The 18,508-nt window shown below is 59.4% G+C and carries 22 protein-coding genes; 1 reads left to right on the top strand and 21 read right to left on the bottom strand.

The genetic code is table 11. The features are described from left to right. Positions 1-2: 2 nt before the first annotated feature. The 7 genes from rplF to BKX98_RS01140 all read right to left on the bottom strand — a co-directional run bounded on the left by rplF (position 3) and on the right by BKX98_RS01140 (position 4,329). Positions 3-539, bottom strand: coding sequence for a 50S ribosomal protein L6 (rplF, locus tag BKX98_RS01170; protein ID WP_038992188.1), 537 nt, complete (start codon positions 537-539; stop codon positions 3-5). Positions 540-559: 20 nt separating this feature from the next. Beyond that, positions 560-958, bottom strand: coding sequence for a 30S ribosomal protein S8 (rpsH, locus tag BKX98_RS01165; protein ID WP_013349671.1), 399 nt, complete (start codon positions 956-958; stop codon positions 560-562). Between the two features lie 57 nt (positions 959-1,015). Beyond that, complete coding sequence (gene rplE / locus BKX98_RS01160) at positions 1,016-1,585, bottom strand: 50S ribosomal protein L5 (protein WP_038992189.1); 570 nt, start codon at positions 1,583-1,585, stop codon at positions 1,016-1,018. After that, entirely contained in the window at positions 1,585-1,929 is a 345-nt protein-coding gene (gene rplX / locus BKX98_RS01155) for a 50S ribosomal protein L24 (RefSeq protein WP_038992190.1), read from the bottom strand. Before rplX ends, rplE begins: the two co-directional genes overlap by 1 nt. Before the next feature lie 2 nt (positions 1,930-1,931). Beyond that, on the bottom strand, positions 1,932-2,303 hold the full coding sequence (gene rplN / locus BKX98_RS01150) for a 50S ribosomal protein L14 (protein WP_038992191.1): 372 nt from the start codon (positions 2,301-2,303) through the stop codon (positions 1,932-1,934). A gap of 464 nt (positions 2,304-2,767) precedes the next feature. After that, positions 2,768-3,706, bottom strand: coding sequence for an endonuclease/exonuclease/phosphatase family protein (locus BKX98_RS01145; protein ID WP_073705900.1), 939 nt, complete (start codon positions 3,704-3,706; stop codon positions 2,768-2,770). 116 nt (positions 3,707-3,822) lie between these two features. Then, on the bottom strand, positions 3,823-4,329 hold the full coding sequence (locus BKX98_RS01140) for a glyoxalase/bleomycin resistance/extradiol dioxygenase family protein (RefSeq protein ID WP_073705899.1): 507 nt from the start codon (positions 4,327-4,329) through the stop codon (positions 3,823-3,825). A 70-nt stretch (positions 4,330-4,399) separates the two neighbouring features. On the opposite strand from BKX98_RS01140, the gene BKX98_RS01135 reads away from it, so the two are divergent. Further along, the gene (locus tag BKX98_RS01135) at positions 4,400-5,191 is read left to right on the top strand and encodes a helix-turn-helix domain-containing protein (RefSeq protein ID WP_073705898.1); all 792 of its coding nucleotides are present in this window, start codon (positions 4,400-4,402) and stop codon (positions 5,189-5,191) included. A gap of 188 nt (positions 5,192-5,379) precedes the next feature. Here BKX98_RS01135 and rpsQ read toward each other — a convergent pair whose 3' ends face one another. The 14 genes from rpsQ to fusA all read right to left on the bottom strand — a co-directional run bounded on the left by rpsQ (position 5,380) and on the right by fusA (position 18,481). Beyond that, complete coding sequence (rpsQ, locus tag BKX98_RS01130; protein WP_013349679.1) at positions 5,380-5,667, bottom strand: 30S ribosomal protein S17; 288 nt, start codon at positions 5,665-5,667, stop codon at positions 5,380-5,382. Beyond that, a complete protein-coding gene (gene rpmC, locus BKX98_RS01125; protein WP_038992193.1) occupies positions 5,667-5,930 on the bottom strand; it encodes a 50S ribosomal protein L29 in 264 nt (87 codons plus the stop codon). The genes rpsQ and rpmC overlap by 1 nt, the downstream gene beginning before the upstream one ends. 2 nt (positions 5,931-5,932) lie before the next feature. Continuing rightward, on the bottom strand, positions 5,933-6,349 hold the full coding sequence (rplP, locus tag BKX98_RS01120) for a 50S ribosomal protein L16 (RefSeq protein ID WP_022874131.1): 417 nt from the start codon (positions 6,347-6,349) through the stop codon (positions 5,933-5,935). Continuing rightward, positions 6,350-7,129, bottom strand: a complete 780-nt coding sequence (gene rpsC, locus BKX98_RS01115; RefSeq protein ID WP_038992194.1) for a 30S ribosomal protein S3 — start codon at positions 7,127-7,129, stop codon at positions 6,350-6,352. It lies immediately after the preceding gene. Continuing rightward, a complete protein-coding gene (gene rplV / locus BKX98_RS01110; protein ID WP_013349683.1) occupies positions 7,130-7,495 on the bottom strand; it encodes a 50S ribosomal protein L22 in 366 nt (121 codons plus the stop codon). 59 nt (positions 7,496-7,554) lie between these two features. Further along, positions 7,555-7,836, bottom strand: coding sequence for a 30S ribosomal protein S19 (gene rpsS / locus BKX98_RS01105; RefSeq protein WP_022874134.1), 282 nt, complete (start codon positions 7,834-7,836; stop codon positions 7,555-7,557). A gap of 12 nt (positions 7,837-7,848) precedes the next feature. Further along, complete coding sequence (gene rplB / locus BKX98_RS01100) at positions 7,849-8,688, bottom strand: 50S ribosomal protein L2 (protein WP_038992195.1); 840 nt, start codon at positions 8,686-8,688, stop codon at positions 7,849-7,851. 31 nt (positions 8,689-8,719) lie between these two features. Continuing rightward, entirely contained in the window at positions 8,720-9,022 is a 303-nt protein-coding gene (rplW, locus tag BKX98_RS01095; RefSeq protein ID WP_038992196.1) for a 50S ribosomal protein L23, read from the bottom strand. Further along, on the bottom strand, positions 9,019-9,621 hold the full coding sequence (rplD, locus tag BKX98_RS01090; RefSeq protein ID WP_038992197.1) for a 50S ribosomal protein L4: 603 nt from the start codon (positions 9,619-9,621) through the stop codon (positions 9,019-9,021). The genes rplW and rplD overlap by 4 nt, the downstream gene beginning before the upstream one ends. Before the next feature lie 4 nt (positions 9,622-9,625). Then, entirely contained in the window at positions 9,626-10,276 is a 651-nt protein-coding gene (gene rplC, locus BKX98_RS01085; protein ID WP_038992198.1) for a 50S ribosomal protein L3, read from the bottom strand. 20 nt (positions 10,277-10,296) lie between these two features. Beyond that, entirely contained in the window at positions 10,297-10,605 is a 309-nt protein-coding gene (gene rpsJ, locus BKX98_RS01080; RefSeq protein ID WP_013349689.1) for a 30S ribosomal protein S10, read from the bottom strand. 399 nt (positions 10,606-11,004) lie between these two features. Next, entirely contained in the window at positions 11,005-14,781 is a 3,777-nt protein-coding gene (locus BKX98_RS01075; protein ID WP_073705897.1) for a hypothetical protein, read from the bottom strand. Positions 14,782-14,934: 153 nt separating this feature from the next. Then, on the bottom strand, positions 14,935-16,125 hold the full coding sequence (tuf, locus tag BKX98_RS01070; protein ID WP_038992200.1) for an elongation factor Tu: 1,191 nt from the start codon (positions 16,123-16,125) through the stop codon (positions 14,935-14,937). A gap of 241 nt (positions 16,126-16,366) precedes the next feature. Continuing rightward, positions 16,367-18,481 (bottom strand): elongation factor G, encoded by a 2,115-nt coding sequence (gene fusA / locus BKX98_RS01065; RefSeq protein WP_038992202.1) that lies wholly within the window; start codon positions 18,479-18,481, stop codon positions 16,367-16,369. Between the last annotated feature and the right edge of the window lie 27 nt (positions 18,482-18,508).

Below are 18,508 nucleotides of genomic sequence, written 5' to 3'. Positions count from 1 at the left end.
GTTTACTTACCAGCCTTTCCGACCTTGCGGCGGATGATCTCGCCAGCGTAGCGAATGCCCTTGCCCTTGTAAGGCTCGGTCTTGCGCAGCTTGCGGATGTTAGCGGCAACCTCACCGACGTGCTGCTTGTCGATACCAGCAACGGTGATCTTGTTGTTGCCCTCGACCGAGAAGGTGATGCCGTCAACGGCAGCAACCTTCACTGGGTGCGAGTAGCCCAGAGCAAGCTCCAGGTCGGCACCCTTAGCCTGTACGCGGTAACCGGTACCGTGGATTTCGAGCTTCTTCTCGTAACCCTCGGTCACACCAACGATCATGTTGTTGATCAGGGTGCGGGTCAGACCGTGCAGCGAACGAGCCTCGCGGGAGTCGTTCGGGCGGCTGACGGTAACAGTGTTCTCGTCCTTGGCAACGGTGATAGGAGCCTTGACGGTGATCGAAAGTTCACCCTTGGGACCCTTGACGGCGACCAGCTGGCCGTCGACGTTCAACTCAACGTTGGCAGGTACGGAAATCGGAAGACGTCCAATACGTGACATTGTATGTTTCCCCTTTCCCGTTACCAGACGTAGGCGAGGACTTCCCCACCCACGCCCTTCTTTGCAGCCTGACGGTCGGTAAGCAGACCGGAGGAGGTGGACAGGATAGCGATGCCAAGGCCACCGAGCACGTGAGGCAGGTTGGTGGACTTTGCGTAAACGCGAAGACCTGGCTTGGAGATACGGCGTACGCCAGCGATCGAACGCTCACGCGATGGGCCGTACTTCAAAGTGATAGTCAGAGTCTTGCCGACTTCTGCTGCTACTTCCTCGAACGAGGCGATGTAGCCCTGTTCCTTGAGGATGTTTGCAATGCGCACTTTCAGCTTGCTCGACGGCATCGACACAGTGTCGTGGTAAGCCGAGTTGGCGTTGCGCAGACGAGTCAGCATATCTGCGACTGGATCTGTCATAGACATGTGGGCTTCAGCCCTTCCTCGTTACGGTTTCCTTAGCGGACCTGTAACGTAGTGAGATTAGTTGTTGGTCTTGAATGGGAAGCCCAGAGCCTTGAGCAAGGCGCGGCCTTCGTCATCAGTCTTGGCGGTGGTAACGACGGTGATGTCCATACCACGTACGCGGTCAACCTTGTCCACATCGATTTCATGGAACATCGACTGTTCGGTCAGACCGAAAGTGTAGTTGCCATTGCCATCGAACTGGCGGTCGCTCAGGCCGCGGAAGTCGCGGATACGAGGCAGTGCCAGGGTGATCAGGCGGTCGACGAATTCCCACATGCGATCGTTACGCAGGGTGGTGTGGGTACCGATTGGCATGCCTTCGCGCAGCTTGAACTGAGCGATCGACTTGCGGGCCTTGGTAACCACTGGCTTCTGACCGGTAATTGCGGTCAGGTCGCGCACGGCGCCTTCAATGAGCTTCGAGTCCTTGGCCGCTTCGCCAACACCCATGTTCACGACAACCTTGGTCAGGGATGGTACCTGCATTGGGTTGGCGTAGTTGAACTGCTCCTGCAGGGCAGGGCGGATGTCTGCTGCGTACTTAGCCTTCAGACGTGGCTGGATCTTGGTGGCTGCTTCAGTCATTACAGATCCTTTCCGGAAGCCTTGGCGTAACGGACGCGTACAGTCTTGGACACGCCGTTCTTTTCAACGGTTTCCTCGCGGAAGCCGACGCGGGTTGGCTTCTTGGTCTCTGGGTCAACCACTGCAACGTTGGAAACGTGCACTGGAGCCTCGACAACCTCGATGCCGCCGGTGGCCGAACCGGATTCGGTCTGACCTGCCTTGGTGTGCTTGGTGACGCGGTTGACGCCTTCGACCAGCACGCGGTTGGTCTCGGTGATGACCTTCAGGACCTTGCCCTGCAGGCCACGATCCTTGCCAGCGATGACCTGGACCAGGTCACCCTTCTTGATCTTTGCGCCCATGGTTACAGCACCTCCGGAGCCAGGGAAACGATCTTCATGAACTTCTTGTCACGAAGCTCGCGGCCCACTGGGCCGAAAATACGAGTGCCACGAGGATCGGCAGCGTCACCCTTGAGGATCACTGCAGCGTTCTCGTCGAACTTGATGTAGGAACCGTCTGCACGACGGATTTCCTTCTTGGTGCGAACGACGACTGCCTTGACGACGTCGCCCTTCTTCACGTTGCCGCCAGGAATTGCATCCTTGACGGTAGCGACAATGGTGTCGCCAATGCTTGCGTAGCGACGCTTCGAGCCGCCAAGAACACGAATGGCAAGGATTTCCTTGGCACCGGTGTTATCGGCAACCTTCAGTCGCGACTCCTGCTGAATCACTTCTTACTCCTGTCGTCTCGCTGGTTCTCATGAATGAGCCTTGCGGAACGGATATGGTCTCCACGATACGTATCGCTTACCCCCACTGGCGCGGGCGCACCGAATGCTGATCCCAATTGCCGGCAGGGCCGAGGCGTAAAATATCGAGGCTGCGCTTGCGCGGCCAAACGGATTTGGACCGCACTGCATTATGCCGAAGGTGGATAGTCCTCGAACATCATGCGCACAGATTCTTAAGTCTAGCCTAGAGTGGCGCGAATCCGAAATGGTGTGGTATGAGAAAGGCGAGCGTCGTTCGTCACACCGTTGGCACTCCAGAATCCCTGAATTCCGGGGTTTTGGTGCTGGCATCGGTTGAGGCAGCTCGCCGCTTGCAGCGGCTTCCGTCTGCCTTTCGAGTTCCCTCCGAGCGCTCTCGCGGACGAAAGCCGGGCAAAATGCCATAAGTGGGATTATTTTTCGGTTCAATCCAAGAACTCGAACGTTGCGCTTACCGCCAGGTGATCCGAACCTCCAACCGCATGGGAAGAAGACCCCGTAACAGTGAGTTCCTTCGCCAATATATGGTCAATGCCGATCAGCGGCGGGAAGCTCCGGCCAGCTGGCCAGGTCGGGCTGGGCAAGAAGCCGCCAGCCTGCACGAATCCTCCCCCCAGGGCCCGGAATGCAGGATGCGAGCGAACGGAGTTGAAGTCGCCGGCAAGGATCACCGGATTGTTCTTCTGCTGTTCCGACCAGTCGATGACTGAAGCCAAGCCCCGCGCCCACCTTTGCGCATCGCCGACTGGCGGATAGATATGGATGCCGGCCACGCTCACGAGGCCGCCAGGTGCCTGCACATCGACGACAGGCAAGGAATACCAACCCGTGGCTTCTGCATCCAGATCGGTGGCGCGTTCCTGCAATGGATACTTTGAAAAGATCACGGTATCCCGTTCTCCCCCACTGGGCGTCTCGTGGCTCCGATAGCCGAGGTCGTCCAGGGCCCCGCGACCTGCGAGCTGCCGGTGCAATGGTTCGCTGGTTTCCACCAGGACGAGAATCTGCGGTTCCGTCCTGCTGATCACTTCCGCGAGCTGTTCAGGGTCCGCTCCGGCTTTCAACGCATTGAACGATAAGACGACCAGCTCGGAGTTGTCGTTTCCCGACTGCCCCTCGACAGCGTTCAGTTGCACGTTGGGCACTGTCCCGCAAAGCAGGAGCACGAACAGGCATCCGCTGATCATCCACTTCTTGCGCAGCAGGCCCATAACGAGGCCCGCTGCCGGAAGGAGCAGGAGGTAAGGCTGGAAGGCCTGGAGCTTGGGAATCCATCCGCCGCCGAGGAAACCCAGATACGGCAGGGCTCCAATAGCCAGGGCGAGAACCAGAACCGCACCGGCAGACCACCGAAAGTACGGCATTCGTCGTCGAATCATCACGCCCCGAGCCTACGCGATCCGAATTGTGATTCCGGTCAGGACGCTTTCCCATCCGTTCGTTGCTGGTCGGTTCGCGTCCAGCTAAGCCTTTGTCCAATTCACGATTGCTGCGATGCCCACTGCGCTACACGCCGTGCGCTCTCTTCCGTCGACAGATCCTGAACCCTTGACATGATGGACCAGCGGACGCCAAAGGGATCGAGGATTGATGCAAAGCGGTCCCCCGAGACGAAGTTGCTCAGTGGCTCTCGAATCGCGGCACCTGCGGCCTTGGCCCTGGCCACTACCGCATCTGCATTTTCGCAGTAGTATCCCAAGGAATAGCAGGCGTTCGGGGCGGCCGGTGGCCCGACCAATCCATAGGCAGGTGACGGTTCGCCAATCTGCAAGTGGCCATTGCCGAAATCTATCTCCGCGTGGACTACTGCCCCGCCCATTTCGGTCGAATCCAATACGGTGGCGCCAAAGACTTCTGCATAGAATTCCAGGGCTGCCCTTGCGTTGGGTACCGCCAAGAATGGCGTCAAGCTGGTGACCCCATGCGGCACGCCAGCAGTGGTATGCCTTCCTGTCACGCCGTGCGTGGCTTCTTCGAGATTTTCCATATCTTCAGCCTAGGAGTGTGTGGCACGCTGGATCTTGTAAATATGCGACAACTTGTACGGGTGGTAGGCCATGGAGGAAGCTGCAGCAGATCCGCGCGGCGTTTTGTATCCCGCCCGCCTACCGGCAATCGAGCGCTACTCGCCCGATCCGTGCCTCAGACAGTTGGTCTCGTGGTTTTGGCTAGTGGAATGGGATATTGCCCCGGGACGCACCTCAAGGCAGGAATTGCTGCCCTTTCCGCAAATGAATCTGGTCGTTCAGGCAGAGGGGGTAACGCTTTCCGGCCCGGCCAGCGGAGCATCGCACCGCGACTTGTCCGGCAGCGGATGGGCCGTTGCAGCCTTGCTCCGGCCCGCTGCTGCTCAGGCTCTGGGCGTGGAGCCTGTGCAGCTGCTGGACCAGGAAATCCAGTTCAACGCGCCTGAGCTGCTGGCCGCGATCACCGAGATCAAAACGCGGGGCTCCCACGAAAGCAACGGGGCCGCCTGTGCTGATGCCTTCAGCTCGTGGTTCAACGCCCATCTTCCACACGTGTCGCGCGAAGGCCTGCGTGCCAATGAATTGCTCGACGCCGTCGCCATGGAACGTGGGATCGTGAGGGTTTCCCAATTGGCCCAACACCTTTCGCTCAGTTCGCGCAGCCTGCAACGGATGTCGGAACGGTATTTGGGTCTGGGACCGCTGGCAGTGATTCGGCGCTATCGCTTGCAAGAAGCAGCCCGTAGGCTGCGCGATGACCCTGGGGCCTCCATCGCTGGCATTGCCGCAGAGCTGGGATATTCAGATCAAGCCCATCTCGCTGCCGATTTCCGGAAGGTGCTGGGTTATTCCCCTCGAACTTATCGGCAGGGCAGAATCTAGCCTGCCAACACCGCAGTTACTATTAGCGGTCAGGTAGCCGTCAGCTGCGGTCAATTAGTGCACGTCCCGTTCTGTGGGTCGGTGCCAGATGCCATTCACGGCATTGAATACAGAAACGCCCCGGACTCTTCTTGCGAAAAGTCCGGGGCGTTTCGTCAATCACGAGATCCGTGAAATCGCGGGGAAGCTTACTTAGCCTTCTCTACGATCTCAACGAGACGCCAGCGCTTGTCAGCGGACAGCGGGCGGGTCTCAGCGATGACAACCAAGTCGCCGATGCCGGCTTCGTTGTTCTCGTCGTGAGCCTTTACGTTCTTGTTGCGACGCATAACCTTGCCGTAGAGGGCGTGCTTCACACGGTCCTCAACGTCTACGACGATGGTCTTCTGCATCTTGTCGGATACCACGTAACCACGGAGGGTCTTGCGGTCGTTACGCTCGGTAGCGTTATCCACACCGTTCTCCTTCTCGCTCATTACTTGGAATCCTTCTTGGTTTCTTCAACCGGAACAACGACATCCTCACGAATGCCCAGCTCGCGCTCGCGCAGCACAGTGTAGATGCGGGCGATATCGCGCTTGATTGCCTTCAGGTTCCCGTGGGATTCCAGCTGGCCGGTAGCCGACTGGAAACGCAGGTTGAACAGTTCTGCCTTGGCCTTCTTCAATTCCTCGTTCAAACGAGCGGTATCGAAGCCGTCCAGGGACTCAATGCTAAGGTCCTTCGAACCGATAGACATCCCTATTCACCACCTTCACGACGCACGATGCGTGCCTTCATTGGCAGCTTGTGGATTGCAAGACGCAATGCCTCTTTAGCTACCTCTTCACTGACGCCACCGAGTTCAAACATGACTCGTCCTGGCTTGACGTTGGCGACCCACCACTCCGGCGAACCCTTACCGGAACCCATGCGGGTTTCGGCAGGCTTCTTGGTCAGCGGACGGTCTGGGTAGATGTTGATCCAGACCTTACCGCCACGCTTGATGTAACGGGTCATGGCGATACGAGCGGCTTCGATCTGACGGTTAGTCACGTAAGCCGGGGTCAACGCCTGGATACCGAACTCACCGAATGCTACGGTGGTGCCGCCCTTAGCAGCGCCCGAACGCTTCGGGTGGTGCTGCTTGCGGAACTTCACACGACGTGGGATAAGCATTTAAGCCTGTCCTCCTTCCGCAGCCGGAGCTGCAGCGCCCTTGCGATCGTTGCGACGACGGCGTTCGCCGCCACGTGGACGGTCGTTGCCGCCACGGCCGCCACGAGCTGGAGCAGCAGCCTGCTGTGCAGCCAGTTCCTTGGCGGTAACGTCACCCTTGTAGATCCAGACCTTCACGCCGATGCGGCCGAAGGTGGTCTTGGCTTCGAACTTGCCGAAGTCGATGTTCGCGCGCAGGGTGTGCAGCGGCACACGGCCTTCGCGGTAGAACTCCTTGCGGGACATTTCTGCGCCGCCAAGTCGACCGGAGCACTGAACGCGGATGCCCTTGGCACCAGCGCGCATTGCCGACTGCATTGCCTTCTTCATCGCACGGCGGAAAGCCACGCGGGAAGCAAGCTGCTCGGCAATGCCCTGGGCGACCAGCATGGCCTCCATGTCAGGGTTCTTGACCTCGAGGATGTTCAGCTGAACCTGCTTCTTGGTGAGCTTTTCCAGCTCGCCGCGAATGCGGTCAGCTTCTGCGCCGCGACGACCAATGACGATACCTGGACGTGCAGTGTGGATATCCACACGTACGCGGTCACGGGTACGCTCGATCTCGACGCGGGCGATGCCAGCGCGGTCCATGCCGTTAGACAGCAGGGCGCGGATCTGGACATCTTCCTTCACGTAGTCAGCGTAGCGCTGGCCTGGCTTGCTGGAATCAGCGAACCAGTGGGAAACGTGATCGGTGGTGATGCCGAGACGGAAACCGTTCGGGTTAATCTTCTGTCCCATTTAGTTCTCCCCACCCTTCTGCGTGGTTGAAACAACCACAGTCACGTGGCTGGTGCGCTTCTTGATCTGGAATGCGCGACCCTGTGCACGCGGCTGGAACCGCTTCATGGTCGGACCTTCGTCAACAAACGCTTCGCTGATAAACAGCTCGTCCTCATTGAATGCTTCACCTGCGCGGTCCGCGGCGGCACGGGCGTTAGCCACTGCCGATGCGACAACCTTGTATACCGGCTCCGAAGCTGCCTGTGGGGCAAACTTCAAGATGGCCAGTGCCTCGTTGGTCTGCAGACCACGAACAAGGTTGACGACGCGCCGGGCCTTCATAGGCGTTACGCGGATGTGACGCGCAATTGCCTTGGCTTCCATTGCTATCCTTCTCTCGTCTATCGAAGAAGTGCTAAGCGATACTAGTACCCTCGCGGGGCCTAGCGGCGCTTGCCCTTCTTGTCGTCCTTCACGTGGCCACGGAACGTACGGGTTGGGGCAAACTCTCCGAGCTTGTGTCCAACCATCGATTCGGTGACGAACACTGGGATGTGCTTGCGACCGTCGTGTACGGCGATGGTGTGTCCCAGCATGTCCGGGATGATCATCGAACGGCGGGACCACGTCTTGATGACGTTCTTGGTGCCCTTTTCGTTTTCAGCAACGACCTTCAGGAACAGGTGCTGATCGACGAAGGGGCCTTTCTTCAGGCTGCGTGGCATGTTTCCAGGCTCCTATCGCTTGTTCTTGCCGGTCTTGCGGCGACGCACAATGAGCTTGTCGCTTTCCTTGTTTGGACGACGGGTGCGTCCCTCACGCTTACCGTTAGGGTTAACCGGGTGACGACCACCGGAGGTCTTGCCTTCACCGCCACCATGTGGGTGGTCAACTGGGTTCATGACAACACCGCGAACGGTTGGGCGTACGCCCTTCCAGCGCATACGGCCGGCCTTGCCCCAGTTGATGTTGATCTGCTCAGCGTTGCCAACTTCGCCGATGGTTGCGCGGCAGCGCACATCAACGTTGCGGATTTCGCCCGAAGGCAAACGCAGCTGAGCGTAGCGGCCCTCGCGGGCTACCAGCTGGATCGATGCACCAGCGGAACGAGCCATCTTGGCGCCGCCGCCTGGGCGGAGCTCAACAGCGTGGATCACGGTACCAACCGGGATGTTACGCAGTGGCAGGTTGTTGCCTGGCTTGATGTCGGCGTTTGCGCCGGCCTCAATGGCATCGCCCTGCTTCAGGTTGTTCGGTGCGATGATGTAGCGCTTGGTGCCGTCCACGTAGTGGAGCAGCGCAATGCGTGCGGTACGGTTCGGGTCGTACTCGATGTGAGCGACCTTTGCCGGAACGCCGTCCTTGTCGTGACGACGGAAGTCGATCACGCGGTAGGCGCGCTTGTGTCCGCCACCCTTGTGACGGGTGGTGATCTTACCGGAGTTGTTACGGCCGCCTGACTTGGTCAGTGGACGAACCAACGACTTTTCCGGAGTCGATCGGGTGATTTCTGCGAAGTCGGCTACCGACGAGCCGCGAAGGCCCGGGGTAGTCGGCTTGTACTTACGAATTCCCATTATTTATATTCCTCGTTAAAGTGGTCTCCGCTTAGGAAAGCGGACCGCCGAAGATGTCAATCGAGCCGTCCTTCAAGGTGACGATGGCGCGCTTGGTGTTCTTGCGCGCACCCCACCCGAAGCGGGTGCGCTTGCGCTTGCCAGCTCGGTTGATGGTGTTAACGGAGTCAACCTTGACGTTGAAGATGGCTTCAACGGCGTACTTGATTTCCGACTTGTTGGAGCCTGGTGCCACCTCGAAGGTGTACTGACCTTCGTCGATCAGACCGTAGCTCTTTTCCGATACGACAGGTGCGATGACCACGTCGTGTGGAGCCTTTGAGAACGCGCTCACTTGGCTTCCTCCTTCTGGACCAGGGCATCGAAGGCAGCCTTGGTGAAGACTACGTCATCCGAAACCAGAACATCGTAGGTGTTCAGCTGGTCGACGTACAGAACGTGCACATTGACGAGGTTGCGAACCGAGAGGGCAGCAACATCGTTGGCGCGATCGATGACGACAAGCAGGTTCTTGCGCTCGGTGAGCGAACGCAAGGTAGCCAGAGCTTCCTTGGTCGAAGGCGTTTCGCCAGCAACCAGGTTCTCAATCACGTGGACGCGATCGAAGCGTGCGCGATCAGACAGGGCGCCGCGCAGTGCAGCAGCCTTCATCTTCTTCGGGGTACGCTGCGAGTAGTCACGTGGGGTTGGACCGTGGACAATGCCACCGCCGGTCATGTGCGGAGCACGGATCGAACCCTGGCGGGCGCGGCCGGTACCCTTCTGCTTGAACGGCTTGCGACCTGCACCCGAAACCTCGGAGCGGTCCTTGGTCTTGTGGGTACCCTGGCGGGCAGCAGCAAGCTGTGCGACGACAACCTGGTGCAGCAGCGGGACGTTGGTCTGTACGTCGAAGATCTCTGCAGGCAGTTCGACGTTAAGTGCCTTAGTCATTTACTTATGCTCCCTTCACGGCGTTGCGTACGAGAACGACGCGGCCGCGGGCGCCTGGAACGGCACCCTTGATCAGCAGGAGGTTCTTCTCAACGTCGATAGCGTGAATGGTCAGGTTCTGAGTGGTAACACGCTCAGCACCCATGCGACCGGCCATCTTCTGTCCGCGGAATACGCGACCTGGGGTCGATGCGCCGCCGATGGAACCTGGCTTACGGTGGTTCTTGTGAGCACCGTGCGATGCGCCAACACCGGAGAAGTTGTGGCGCTTCATAACGCCGGCGAAGCCCTTACCCTTCGAGGTGCCTACGACGTCGACCTTCTGGCCGGCTTCGAAGACCTCTACGGAGAGCTCCTGGCCTGCGGTGTACTCGGCAGCGTCTGCGGTGCGCAGTTCTACCAGGTGGCGACGTGGGGTAACGCCAGCAGCCTCGAAGTGGCCAGCCATTGGCTTGGTGACCTTGCGAGGATCGATCTGGCCGTAGCCGATCTGAACTGCGGTGTAGCCATCGCGCTCTTCAGTGATGAGCTTGGTGACAACGTTGCTGTCAGCCTGCACGACGGTGACAGGGATCAGGTTGTTGTTCGAATCCCAAACCTGGGTCATGCCGAGCTTCGTGCCCAGCAGGCCCTTGAAATTACGGGTTGCGGTCATAGTTTTCTCGCCACCTCCCCTTAAAGCTTGATTTCGATGTTGACATCCGCTGGCAGGTCGAGACGCATCAGCGAATCAACAGCCTTCGGGGTCGGATCAACGATGTCGATCAGACGCTTGTGCGTGCGCATTTCGAAGTGCTCACGGCTGTCCTTGTACTTGTGTGGCGAACGGATAACGCAGTACACGTTCTTCTCCGTTGGCAGCGGCACTGGGCCGACTACGGTTGCGCCTGCGCGCGTGACCGTCTCAACGATCTTCCGGGCCGAAACGTCAATGACCTCGTGGTCATACGACTTCAGCCGGATGCGGATTTTCTGTCCCGCCATGGCGTCATGCCTCTTTCTGTTAGCACTATCTAAAGTTTCTGTGCCTATATACGGGTCCTTCCGGACCGGCACGCCTTGCTCTGCGGCTGAATCCGGATCAGATCCGGGTTCCTCACCCGCAGGAGGCTCCGACCCCCGCGCTCGGGCGTGTCGTGAAAATTTCAGTCACAAAACACCCACAAAGTTTTCACCTTATCGAGGGGCCTTATAATTTGAAGCAGTTGTATCGATCCCGAACCCCAGGCATTATCCTGCGTGAGAGTCGATCCCGGTCGTTCAAACCAGATCCGGTTACCCCATAAATGGGGACCGGGTTGCACTGAAGCAACTTATCTAGTCTGACAGGTCGGCCACGATCGCGCAAATCTTTTATGCCTATCCGTGCCCGTGATCTTGACCTCACGACGGCTCTGGCCCATCCTGTCCGGTCCGCTCCGGCTCCGCAGGCATCGGTGGATCTGCCAGGCTCCCCTGCTTCGCCGGCACGGATTCCTGCTTGTCAACCTTCACCAGCTTGAAGACCGCGGCGGCAATCAGCCCCAGGCCGATGACCACCAGCCAGAGGAACGCCAGGTCACGCAGGAACCACAAGACTGCCAGGGTGATGGCTGCCGCACCCCACCAGATGAATAGCCGCTCCCCCAGCTTCAGCCCCCACGCCACCAGTGCGCCGAAGAAGACCAGGCCGATCACCTGGGCTGCACCATTGGATTCGACCAGCGCCGTCAGCAAAGCCAGGCTGCCGGCGGCCGATGCAGCCAGCAGGTAGATCTTCTGCAATCGCGCATCGGCTCTGACATTGCGCCACACCACCAGCACTGCTGCAACAATGCAGGCATAGGCTGCCACGCTGCTGGCCCGCGGTGCGCCGGCGATCTGCGCATAGCTGCTGAGCGAGAGCAGGGCCCCGAGGAGAATGAAGCCGTCCACTCCGAAAATCACCAGCGCCTGGGGAAGCTCGTAGAGCCGCACCAGCACCGCAACACCGAAGATGAGCAGCGCACCGCCGACCACCTGCCATGTTGCGCCAGCGTCGAGGTGGCCGATCCCACCTGCCAGCAGCAACGCGAAGAGCATGCCAGCAAAATACAATCGCGAAGCAGCACCGGGCGGATCCGCATGAAGGCAGCCGAAGCGAGGATATCCCGGTGTTGGTTCCTTCATTCGCCCATGGAAGATGGCAAGCAGATACAGCACCATGCCCGTGCCCGCCAGCGCCCATGCGGCATCCATCAGTTCCATCATCAAGGCGCCACCAGCTTGCCGCACTTCGAAGACCGCACGCAGGATTGCCACAGCCAGCATGATGCTCGATCCGGCGGCATACCAGGCACTCGAACGCGTGTGCACCATGAGGATGAGCGCGCAAGCCATTAACAAGTGCGCAGCAACTGCCCACCAAGAACCTGCCTGCCATGCGGCGGCCCATACCGCAGGAAGGAAGATAGCCAGCGCCACGGCCAGCGAATACTGCTTCTTGGCACTCAAACGCCATTCAAGGATGAGGGCGCCGAGGCCCACCGCCAGCAGCATGGCGCAAGCAGCTTGCGAACTCCACCAGATGGTGCGGACCCACCCGGTCGCATCGGGCATCGCCAGCGCCGGAATGCTGATCAGCAGGGTCAGCGACAGAATCGGGGCCAGCAGATAGAGCTGCCGCTTCACTATCGCCAGACCGGTCTCAGCCTTGAATGCAGCCAGTCCGTGCAGCCCGAAGAACAAGCAGGCAAGGAGAACCGCTCCCCGATCCAAGCCGCCGGCGAACTGCCTGTAAGCCAACGTTGCCGCCGGAATGCCCGCCAGCAGGCCAACTGCCATCCACCGCAATTCGCTACGCAGCGCATTGCCTCTGCGGATGCTGGCCAGCAACCGGACCAATTGCGGGATGGCCACCGAAACCAGCAGCAGGCAGAACCGGGCGTGGATATCGAATTCCATGCTGTAGGCAAGCCACCACACCATGGAGCTGAAGAGCACTTGGGCCAACGCGGCGTAGATGACCTTCCACCGCTGATTGATGCTACGGCGCAGGCACCAGATGAAATAACCCAAGGAAGCCGCCCCGATGAAAATCGCCAGCGGCCAGAAATGCCTGCCGAAGCTGAGCGCATAGAGCCCCAGCAGCAGTCCTGCTGCCCCCAGGCTGATCGACTGTCCCAGCTCGGGTCGCTGGACAGCAAGGTCTCGAAGCCGCCACCCCGAGGCAATGACCAGGCCCGCTGCAACCACCAAGCCGACGATGAACCAAGCCAGCGAGCTGAGCCCGAGGAACGCCATGGAACTTGCACCGTAGCCATCTTCGCCCCTGGTTGACAGGATTCTCAGGCCGAGCAGCAGTACCACGCCGAGCAGCGCCGAAGCACCCACACGCCCCAGCCGGTGCGCCTGCGCCAATCCTCGTTCCAGCAAAGATCGGCTCGCCAGATTCGCCACCCACAAGATGAACATCACCAGGAGCACTGCAATCAACGAGGCGGTGCCATTCGCAGATCCGTCACCATCGGTCGTGAGCTCCTGGAGCGCCGCGCCGAGCACTCCTGCGCCAATCAGCTCCAGTACCCAGCGCACGTGGCCGGTGATTTCCTTAAGCAGGCTGCGAGTGCGGCGATGCGCCAGCGAAAGACCGACCAGTGCCAGCACGAAAGCCGGCAGCGGACGCCAGCTGTAATTCTGCAGATCCACCAGCGTCACGAGCGGAAGTACCGCAATGGCACCAATTTCCAGCTTGGTTCCGCGCAGCAGGCCCGGGACTGCCAACGCCATGAAGACGGGGACCGCGATGCAGCTGAGCATGAAGGCTTCGAAGCCCTCTGCGGCAAAGTACGCGAAGAAGACGGACGCAATCCCGGCGCTCCACAGCACCGCGCGTTCAATTTGCAAGTGCTTGAGTGCCAATCCGAATCTCTGCCGATAGCCGGTAGCCCAGCGCAGGACTGCCACGGCCTGTAGTCCCAATGCGCAGGCAAGCACCAGCCAGGTGCTCGTTGCGGTCAAGCCAAGATAGTTGCAGCCGGACACGAGCATGGCCATGAACGAGGCGCGGGCAGCATACGTGCGAAGCAAACGCCGGTTGGCGAGCAGCCTGACACTGATCAGCAACTGGGCGGTGAGGAAGGCGAAGATCCAGAACAGATCCCGGCTGGTGAGCATCTCGACAAGGATCGCCGCCAGCACGAAGACGAACGCAGGCAGCAGCTGCGCGGTGGCGATCAGCGCTTGGAAGAAGATCGACGCGCGGATCCTTTCGCTGCGTGCGGCGAGAAGCATCAGCACGATCGAGAGCACCAGCAGGATCAGCATGTAGTAGAGGACTCCGCGCTGCATGGTGGCCGCGCCTGCCATGGCGGTGCTGACCAGAATCAGCACGGCCACCCAGGCCAAAACACGGGACTTGAGCGTCAGCGTCGCATAGCCCACTGCTACCGTGCCGATTGCCGAGAATATCAGCCAGGTCGCTGGCCCGGAGAGCTCCAGCGTGCTATGCGTGGCGATGGCGCACAACGGCAGCAAGGCCAAACCGGTGCCGGCGAAAGCGGCACCCGCTGGCCGCAAGGAAGGCTTTACAGAATAGGTGATCAGACCGCCGCCGTAGAACGCAGCCGAGAGCAGGAAGAGGGCAATGAGCTTGGAGAGCGGTGGCAACGCGAAGCTCAGGAATAGCGCGCCGGCAGCAACGATCATCAGAGCCGCGACGTAGAGCGTGATATTGATATTGCGCAATTCGCGCTCGCGCTTGGTCAGGGCCTTCATCGGCTTTGCCGGCACCGCAGACCCGGTCGCCGCCGCGGGGGCAGGAGCGCGGTAGGCGGAAGCTGCATTAGCAGGAACTCGCTGGAGGTACGGCTGGCTGCCACGAACCGCCTCGGCCCCTGATACGACCGGCGCGGCGTCGTTGACGGCTGCTGGTTGCGGCTGCGCGGGTTGCGCATTATCCGGCGGTACCGGCCCCCCCGGGGCCCCCAGGGCTTCGTCGACGGCTGGCTCCGCGGGAGCCTTCCCACCGGATTGCCCCAAGTATCTGACGGCCTCGTCGTAGCCTCTCTGCCAGGCTTCACCCAGAGCATCCAGCTGTTGCGGGCTGTGCGAAGCAGCCCGTTTTCCTTGGCGTCGGCCAAGGCCGAAGGCCAGCAGGATCAAGATGATAGATACGATGACCCAGCCGATCATTGAAGCCACTCCCCCAGTTAATAAATTGGTGCGCTCTCCAATTAGACCACCTTCTAGATATATTCACTAGCTGACGCTCTCAATTAACCAAAAAAATCCCCCAGCACATAAGTGCTGGGGGATTTTCTCAGTCCGCTAGGGAACTACACCGTCAAGTAATGACTACTTGGTGATGGAGGTAACCTTGCCCGAACCAACGGTGCGGCCGCCTTCGCGAATTGCGAAGCCGAGGCCCTCTTCCATAGCGATTGGCTGGATCAGCTCAACCGACATTTCGGTGTTGTCGCCTGGCATAACCATTTCGGTGCCCTCTGGGAGGGTGATAACGCCGGTAACGTCGGTGGTGCGGAAGTAGAACTGCGGACGGTAGTTCGAGTAGAACGGGTTGTGACGTCCGCCTTCGTCCTTCGACAGGATGTAGACGTTAGCTTCGAAGTTGGTGTGCGGGGTGATCGAGCCTGGGGCTACGACAACCTGGCCGCGCTCAACATCGTCGCGCTTCAGACCGCGAAGCAGCAGACCACAGTTCTCGCCTGCCCATGCTTCGTCGAGCTGCTTGTGGAACATCTCGATACCGGTAACGGTGGTCTTCTGGATTGGGCGGATGCCGACAATCTCAACTTCCGAGTTGATTGCCAGGGTGCCACGCTCGGCGCGACCGGTAACAACGGTACCGCGGCCGGTGATGGTGAAGACATCTTCAATTGGCATCAGGAATGGCTTGTCGCGGTCGCGAACTGGATCCGGGATGAAGCTGTCAGCAGCGTCCATCAGTTCCTCAACTGCTGCAACCCACTTTGGATCGCCTTCCAGAGCCTTCAGGCCCGAAACGCGGATCACTGGAGCGTCGTCGCCATCGAAGCCCTGCGAGGACAGAAGTTCGCGAACTTCCATCTCCACGAGCTCGAGCAGCTCTTCGTCCTCAACCATGTCCGACTTGTTCAGTGCGACCATCAGGGTTGGAACACCAACCTGGCGGGCCAGCAGAACGTGCTCGCGGGTCTGAGCCATTGGGCCATCGGTGGCGGCAACAACGAGGATTGCGCCGTCCATCTGTGCAGCACCGGTGATCATGTTCTTGACATAGTCAGCGTGACCTGGAGCGTCTACGTGTGCGTAGTGGCGCTTCTCGGTCTGGTACTCGATGTGCGAGATGTTGATGGTAATACCGCGCTGGCGCTCTTCCGGTGCCGAGTCGATGTTAGCGAAGTCGCGCTGTTCGTTCAGGTCTGGGTACTTGTCAGCCAGAACCTTGGAGATAGCCGCGGTCAGAGTGGTCTTACCGTGGTCAACGTGACCGATGGTACCAATGTTGACGTGCGGCTTGTTGCGCTCGAACTTTGCCTTTGCCACAAGTTCCTCCTAGAAACATTTACAGAAGACATTCTTCGTCTGCGCGGTTCGCAAACGAACTAGAAATAGTCTACTGGGGGCTTGGATAATTTAGGAAATTCCGGTCCTCTGCGGGACCTGCATTGTGATGCAAATCCCTCGTTGGCCGTTTGCGGCGCCGGCTCCGTTTCCCAACGGAACCGGCCCGCGATCGGCCACTTCCCCGCAATGGGGGTCACGGCCAGGTTTTATTCCGAGACGATTACTCGCCGCGGGACTTCTGGATGATCTCGTCGGCTACTGCCTTCGGAACCTCAGAGTAGCTGTCGAAGGTCATCGAGTAAACTGCGCGACCCTGGGTCTTGGAACGCAGGTCACCAATGTAACCGAACATCTCGGACAGCGGCACACCAGCGCGGATGACCTTGACGCCAGCAGCGTCGGACATCTCCTGGATGGAACCACGGCGGGAGTTCAAGTCACCGATAACGTCGCCCATGTACTCTTCTGGGGTACGGACTTCAACGCTCATCAGTGGTTCAAGCAGAACAGGGTTAGCGCGGCGTGCGCCTTCCTTGAATACCTGGGAACCAGCGATCTTGAAGGCCATTTCCGAGGAGTCGACATCGTGGTAAGCACCATCGATGAGGGTAGCCTTGACGCCAACCAGTGGGTAGCCTGCGAGGATACCGTACTGCATTGCGTCCTGGATACCTGCGTCGACCGAAGGAATGTACTCGCGAGGAACGCGACCACCGGTAACAGCGTTCTTGAACTCGTAGGTTACGCCGTCGACAACTTCCAGAGGCTCGAACGAGACCTGGACCTTTGCGAACTGGCCCGAACCACCGGTCTGCTTCTTGTGGGTGAAGTCGACCTTCTCCACAGCCTTCTTGATGGTTTCGCGGTATGCAACCTGCGGCTTGCCAACGTTGGCCTCAACGCGGAATTCGCGCTTCATGCGGTCAACGAGGATGTCCAGGTGAAGCTCGCCCATGCCGCCGATTTCGGTCTGGCCGGTGTCTTCGTTCAGGGACACGGTGAAGGTTGGGTCTTCTGCGGACAGCTTCTGGATAGCGGTCGACAGCTTTTCCTGGTCACCCTTGGTCTTTGGTTCGATGGCCACGAAGATCACTGGATCCGGGAAGGTCATCGATTCGAGGACGATTGGGTTCTGCGGATCGCACAGGGTGTCACCGGTGGTGGTGTCCTTCAGGCCGATCACAGCGTAGATGTGACCTGCGTGGATCTCATCTACCGGCTGCTCCTTGTTGGAGTGCATCTGGAAGAGCTTGCCAACGCGCTCCTTCTTCTGCTTGGTGGAGTTCAGCAGCTGCGCGCCGGACTCTACCTTGCCGGAGTAAACGCGGATGAAGTTCAACTGGCCGAAGAATGGGTGAGCGGCAATCTTGAATGCCAGTGCCGAGAATGGTGCATCCTCGGAAGGCTCGCGAGTGAGCTCGATTTCTTCGTTCTTAGGATCGTGACCGACCATTGCGCCCACGTCGAGCGGGCTTGGCAGGAAGTCGACAACAGCGTCGAGCATTGGCTGCACGCCGCGGTTCTTGAACGCCGAACCACAGAATACCGGGTAAGCTTCCGAGTTCACGGTCAGCTTGCGGATGCCAGCCTTCAGTTCCTCGAGGGAGATCTCTTCGCCTTCGAGGTACTTCTCCATGAGCTCTTCGGATGCCTCAGCGACATCTTCAACCAGCTTGGCGCGGTACTCTTCAGCCTTTTCCTGCAGGTCTGCAGGGATTTCGCGGGTCTCGTAAGCGGCGCCCAGCGAAACGTCGCCCTTGGCGTCGCCTTCCCAAACGAAAGCCTTCATGGTCAGCAGGTCGACAACACCGATGAAGTCCGACTCGGAACCGATTGGCAGCTGCATGACCAGCGGCTTGGCACCCAGGCGGTTGATGATGGTGTCTACGGTGAAGTAGAAGTCAGCACCCAGCTTGTCCATCTTGTTGACGAAGCAGATACGTGGAACGTTGTACTTGTCAGCCTGGCGCCAAACGGTCTCGGACTGAGGCTCAACGCCTTCCTTGCCATCGAAGACGGCTACGGCGCCATCGAGCACGCGCAGCGAGCGCTCCACCTCAACGGTGAAGTCAACGTGGCCCGGGGTATCGATGATGTTGATCTGGTTCTTGTTCCAGAAGCAGGTCACGGCCGCGGAGGTAATGGTGATACCGCGTTCCTTTTCCTGCTCCATCCAGTCGGTGGTCGAAGCACCGTCGTGGGTTTCACCGAGCTTGTGGTTCACACCCGTGTAGAAAAGGATGCGCTCAGTGGTAGTGGTCTTACCGGCGTCAATGTGAGCCATGATGCCGATATTGCGGACCTTGTTAAGGTCAGTAAGCACGTCCTGTGCCACGTTGTCTCCCTATAAGGTGAGGCCGGA

Source organism: Glutamicibacter sp. 0426, assembly GCF_001906485.1.
Classification (GTDB): Bacteria; Actinomycetota; Actinomycetes; order Actinomycetales; family Micrococcaceae; genus Glutamicibacter; species Glutamicibacter nicotianae.
This window is presented reverse-complemented; position numbering and strand designations above follow the sequence as displayed.

Coding starts and splice junctions, on each gene's coding strand:
- BKX98_RS01145 (WP_073705900.1), bottom strand. CDS start 3,706: ATGCCGTACTTTCGGTGGTCTGCCGGTGCGGTTCTGGTTCTCGCCCTG.
- rplE (WP_038992189.1), bottom strand. CDS start 1,585: ATGACTGAAGCAGCCACCAAGATCCAGCCACGTCTGAAGGCTAAGTAC.
- rpmC (WP_038992193.1), bottom strand. CDS start 5,930: ATGTCTATCGGTTCGAAGGACCTTAGCATTGAGTCCCTGGACGGCTTC.
- rplX (WP_038992190.1), bottom strand. CDS start 1,929: ATGGGCGCAAAGATCAAGAAGGGTGACCTGGTCCAGGTCATCGCTGGC.
- rpsQ (WP_013349679.1), bottom strand. CDS start 5,667: ATGAGCGAGAAGGAGAACGGTGTGGATAACGCTACCGAGCGTAACGAC.
- rpsS (WP_022874134.1), bottom strand. CDS start 7,836: ATGCCACGCAGCCTGAAGAAAGGCCCCTTCGTCGATCAGCACCTGTTC.
- BKX98_RS01135 (WP_073705898.1), top strand. CDS start 4,400: ATGGAGGAAGCTGCAGCAGATCCGCGCGGCGTTTTGTATCCCGCCCGC.
- rplF (WP_038992188.1), bottom strand. CDS start 539: ATGTCACGTATTGGACGTCTTCCGATTTCCGTACCTGCCAACGTTGAG.
- rpsH (WP_013349671.1), bottom strand. CDS start 958: ATGTCTATGACAGATCCAGTCGCAGATATGCTGACTCGTCTGCGCAAC.
- rpsJ (WP_013349689.1), bottom strand. CDS start 10,605: ATGGCGGGACAGAAAATCCGCATCCGGCTGAAGTCGTATGACCACGAG.
- rplD (WP_038992197.1), bottom strand. CDS start 9,621: ATGACTAAGGCACTTAACGTCGAACTGCCTGCAGAGATCTTCGACGTA.
- rpsC (WP_038992194.1), bottom strand. CDS start 7,129: ATGGGACAGAAGATTAACCCGAACGGTTTCCGTCTCGGCATCACCACC.
- rplB (WP_038992195.1), bottom strand. CDS start 8,688: ATGGGAATTCGTAAGTACAAGCCGACTACCCCGGGCCTTCGCGGCTCG.
- rplC (WP_038992198.1), bottom strand. CDS start 10,276: ATGACCGCAACCCGTAATTTCAAGGGCCTGCTGGGCACGAAGCTCGGC.
- rplV (WP_013349683.1), bottom strand. CDS start 7,495: ATGGAAGCCAAGGCAATTGCGCGTCACATCCGCGTAACGCCTATGAAG.
- BKX98_RS01140 (WP_073705899.1), bottom strand. CDS start 4,329: ATGGAAAATCTCGAAGAAGCCACGCACGGCGTGACAGGAAGGCATACC.
- rplP (WP_022874131.1), bottom strand. CDS start 6,349: ATGCTTATCCCACGTCGTGTGAAGTTCCGCAAGCAGCACCACCCGAAG.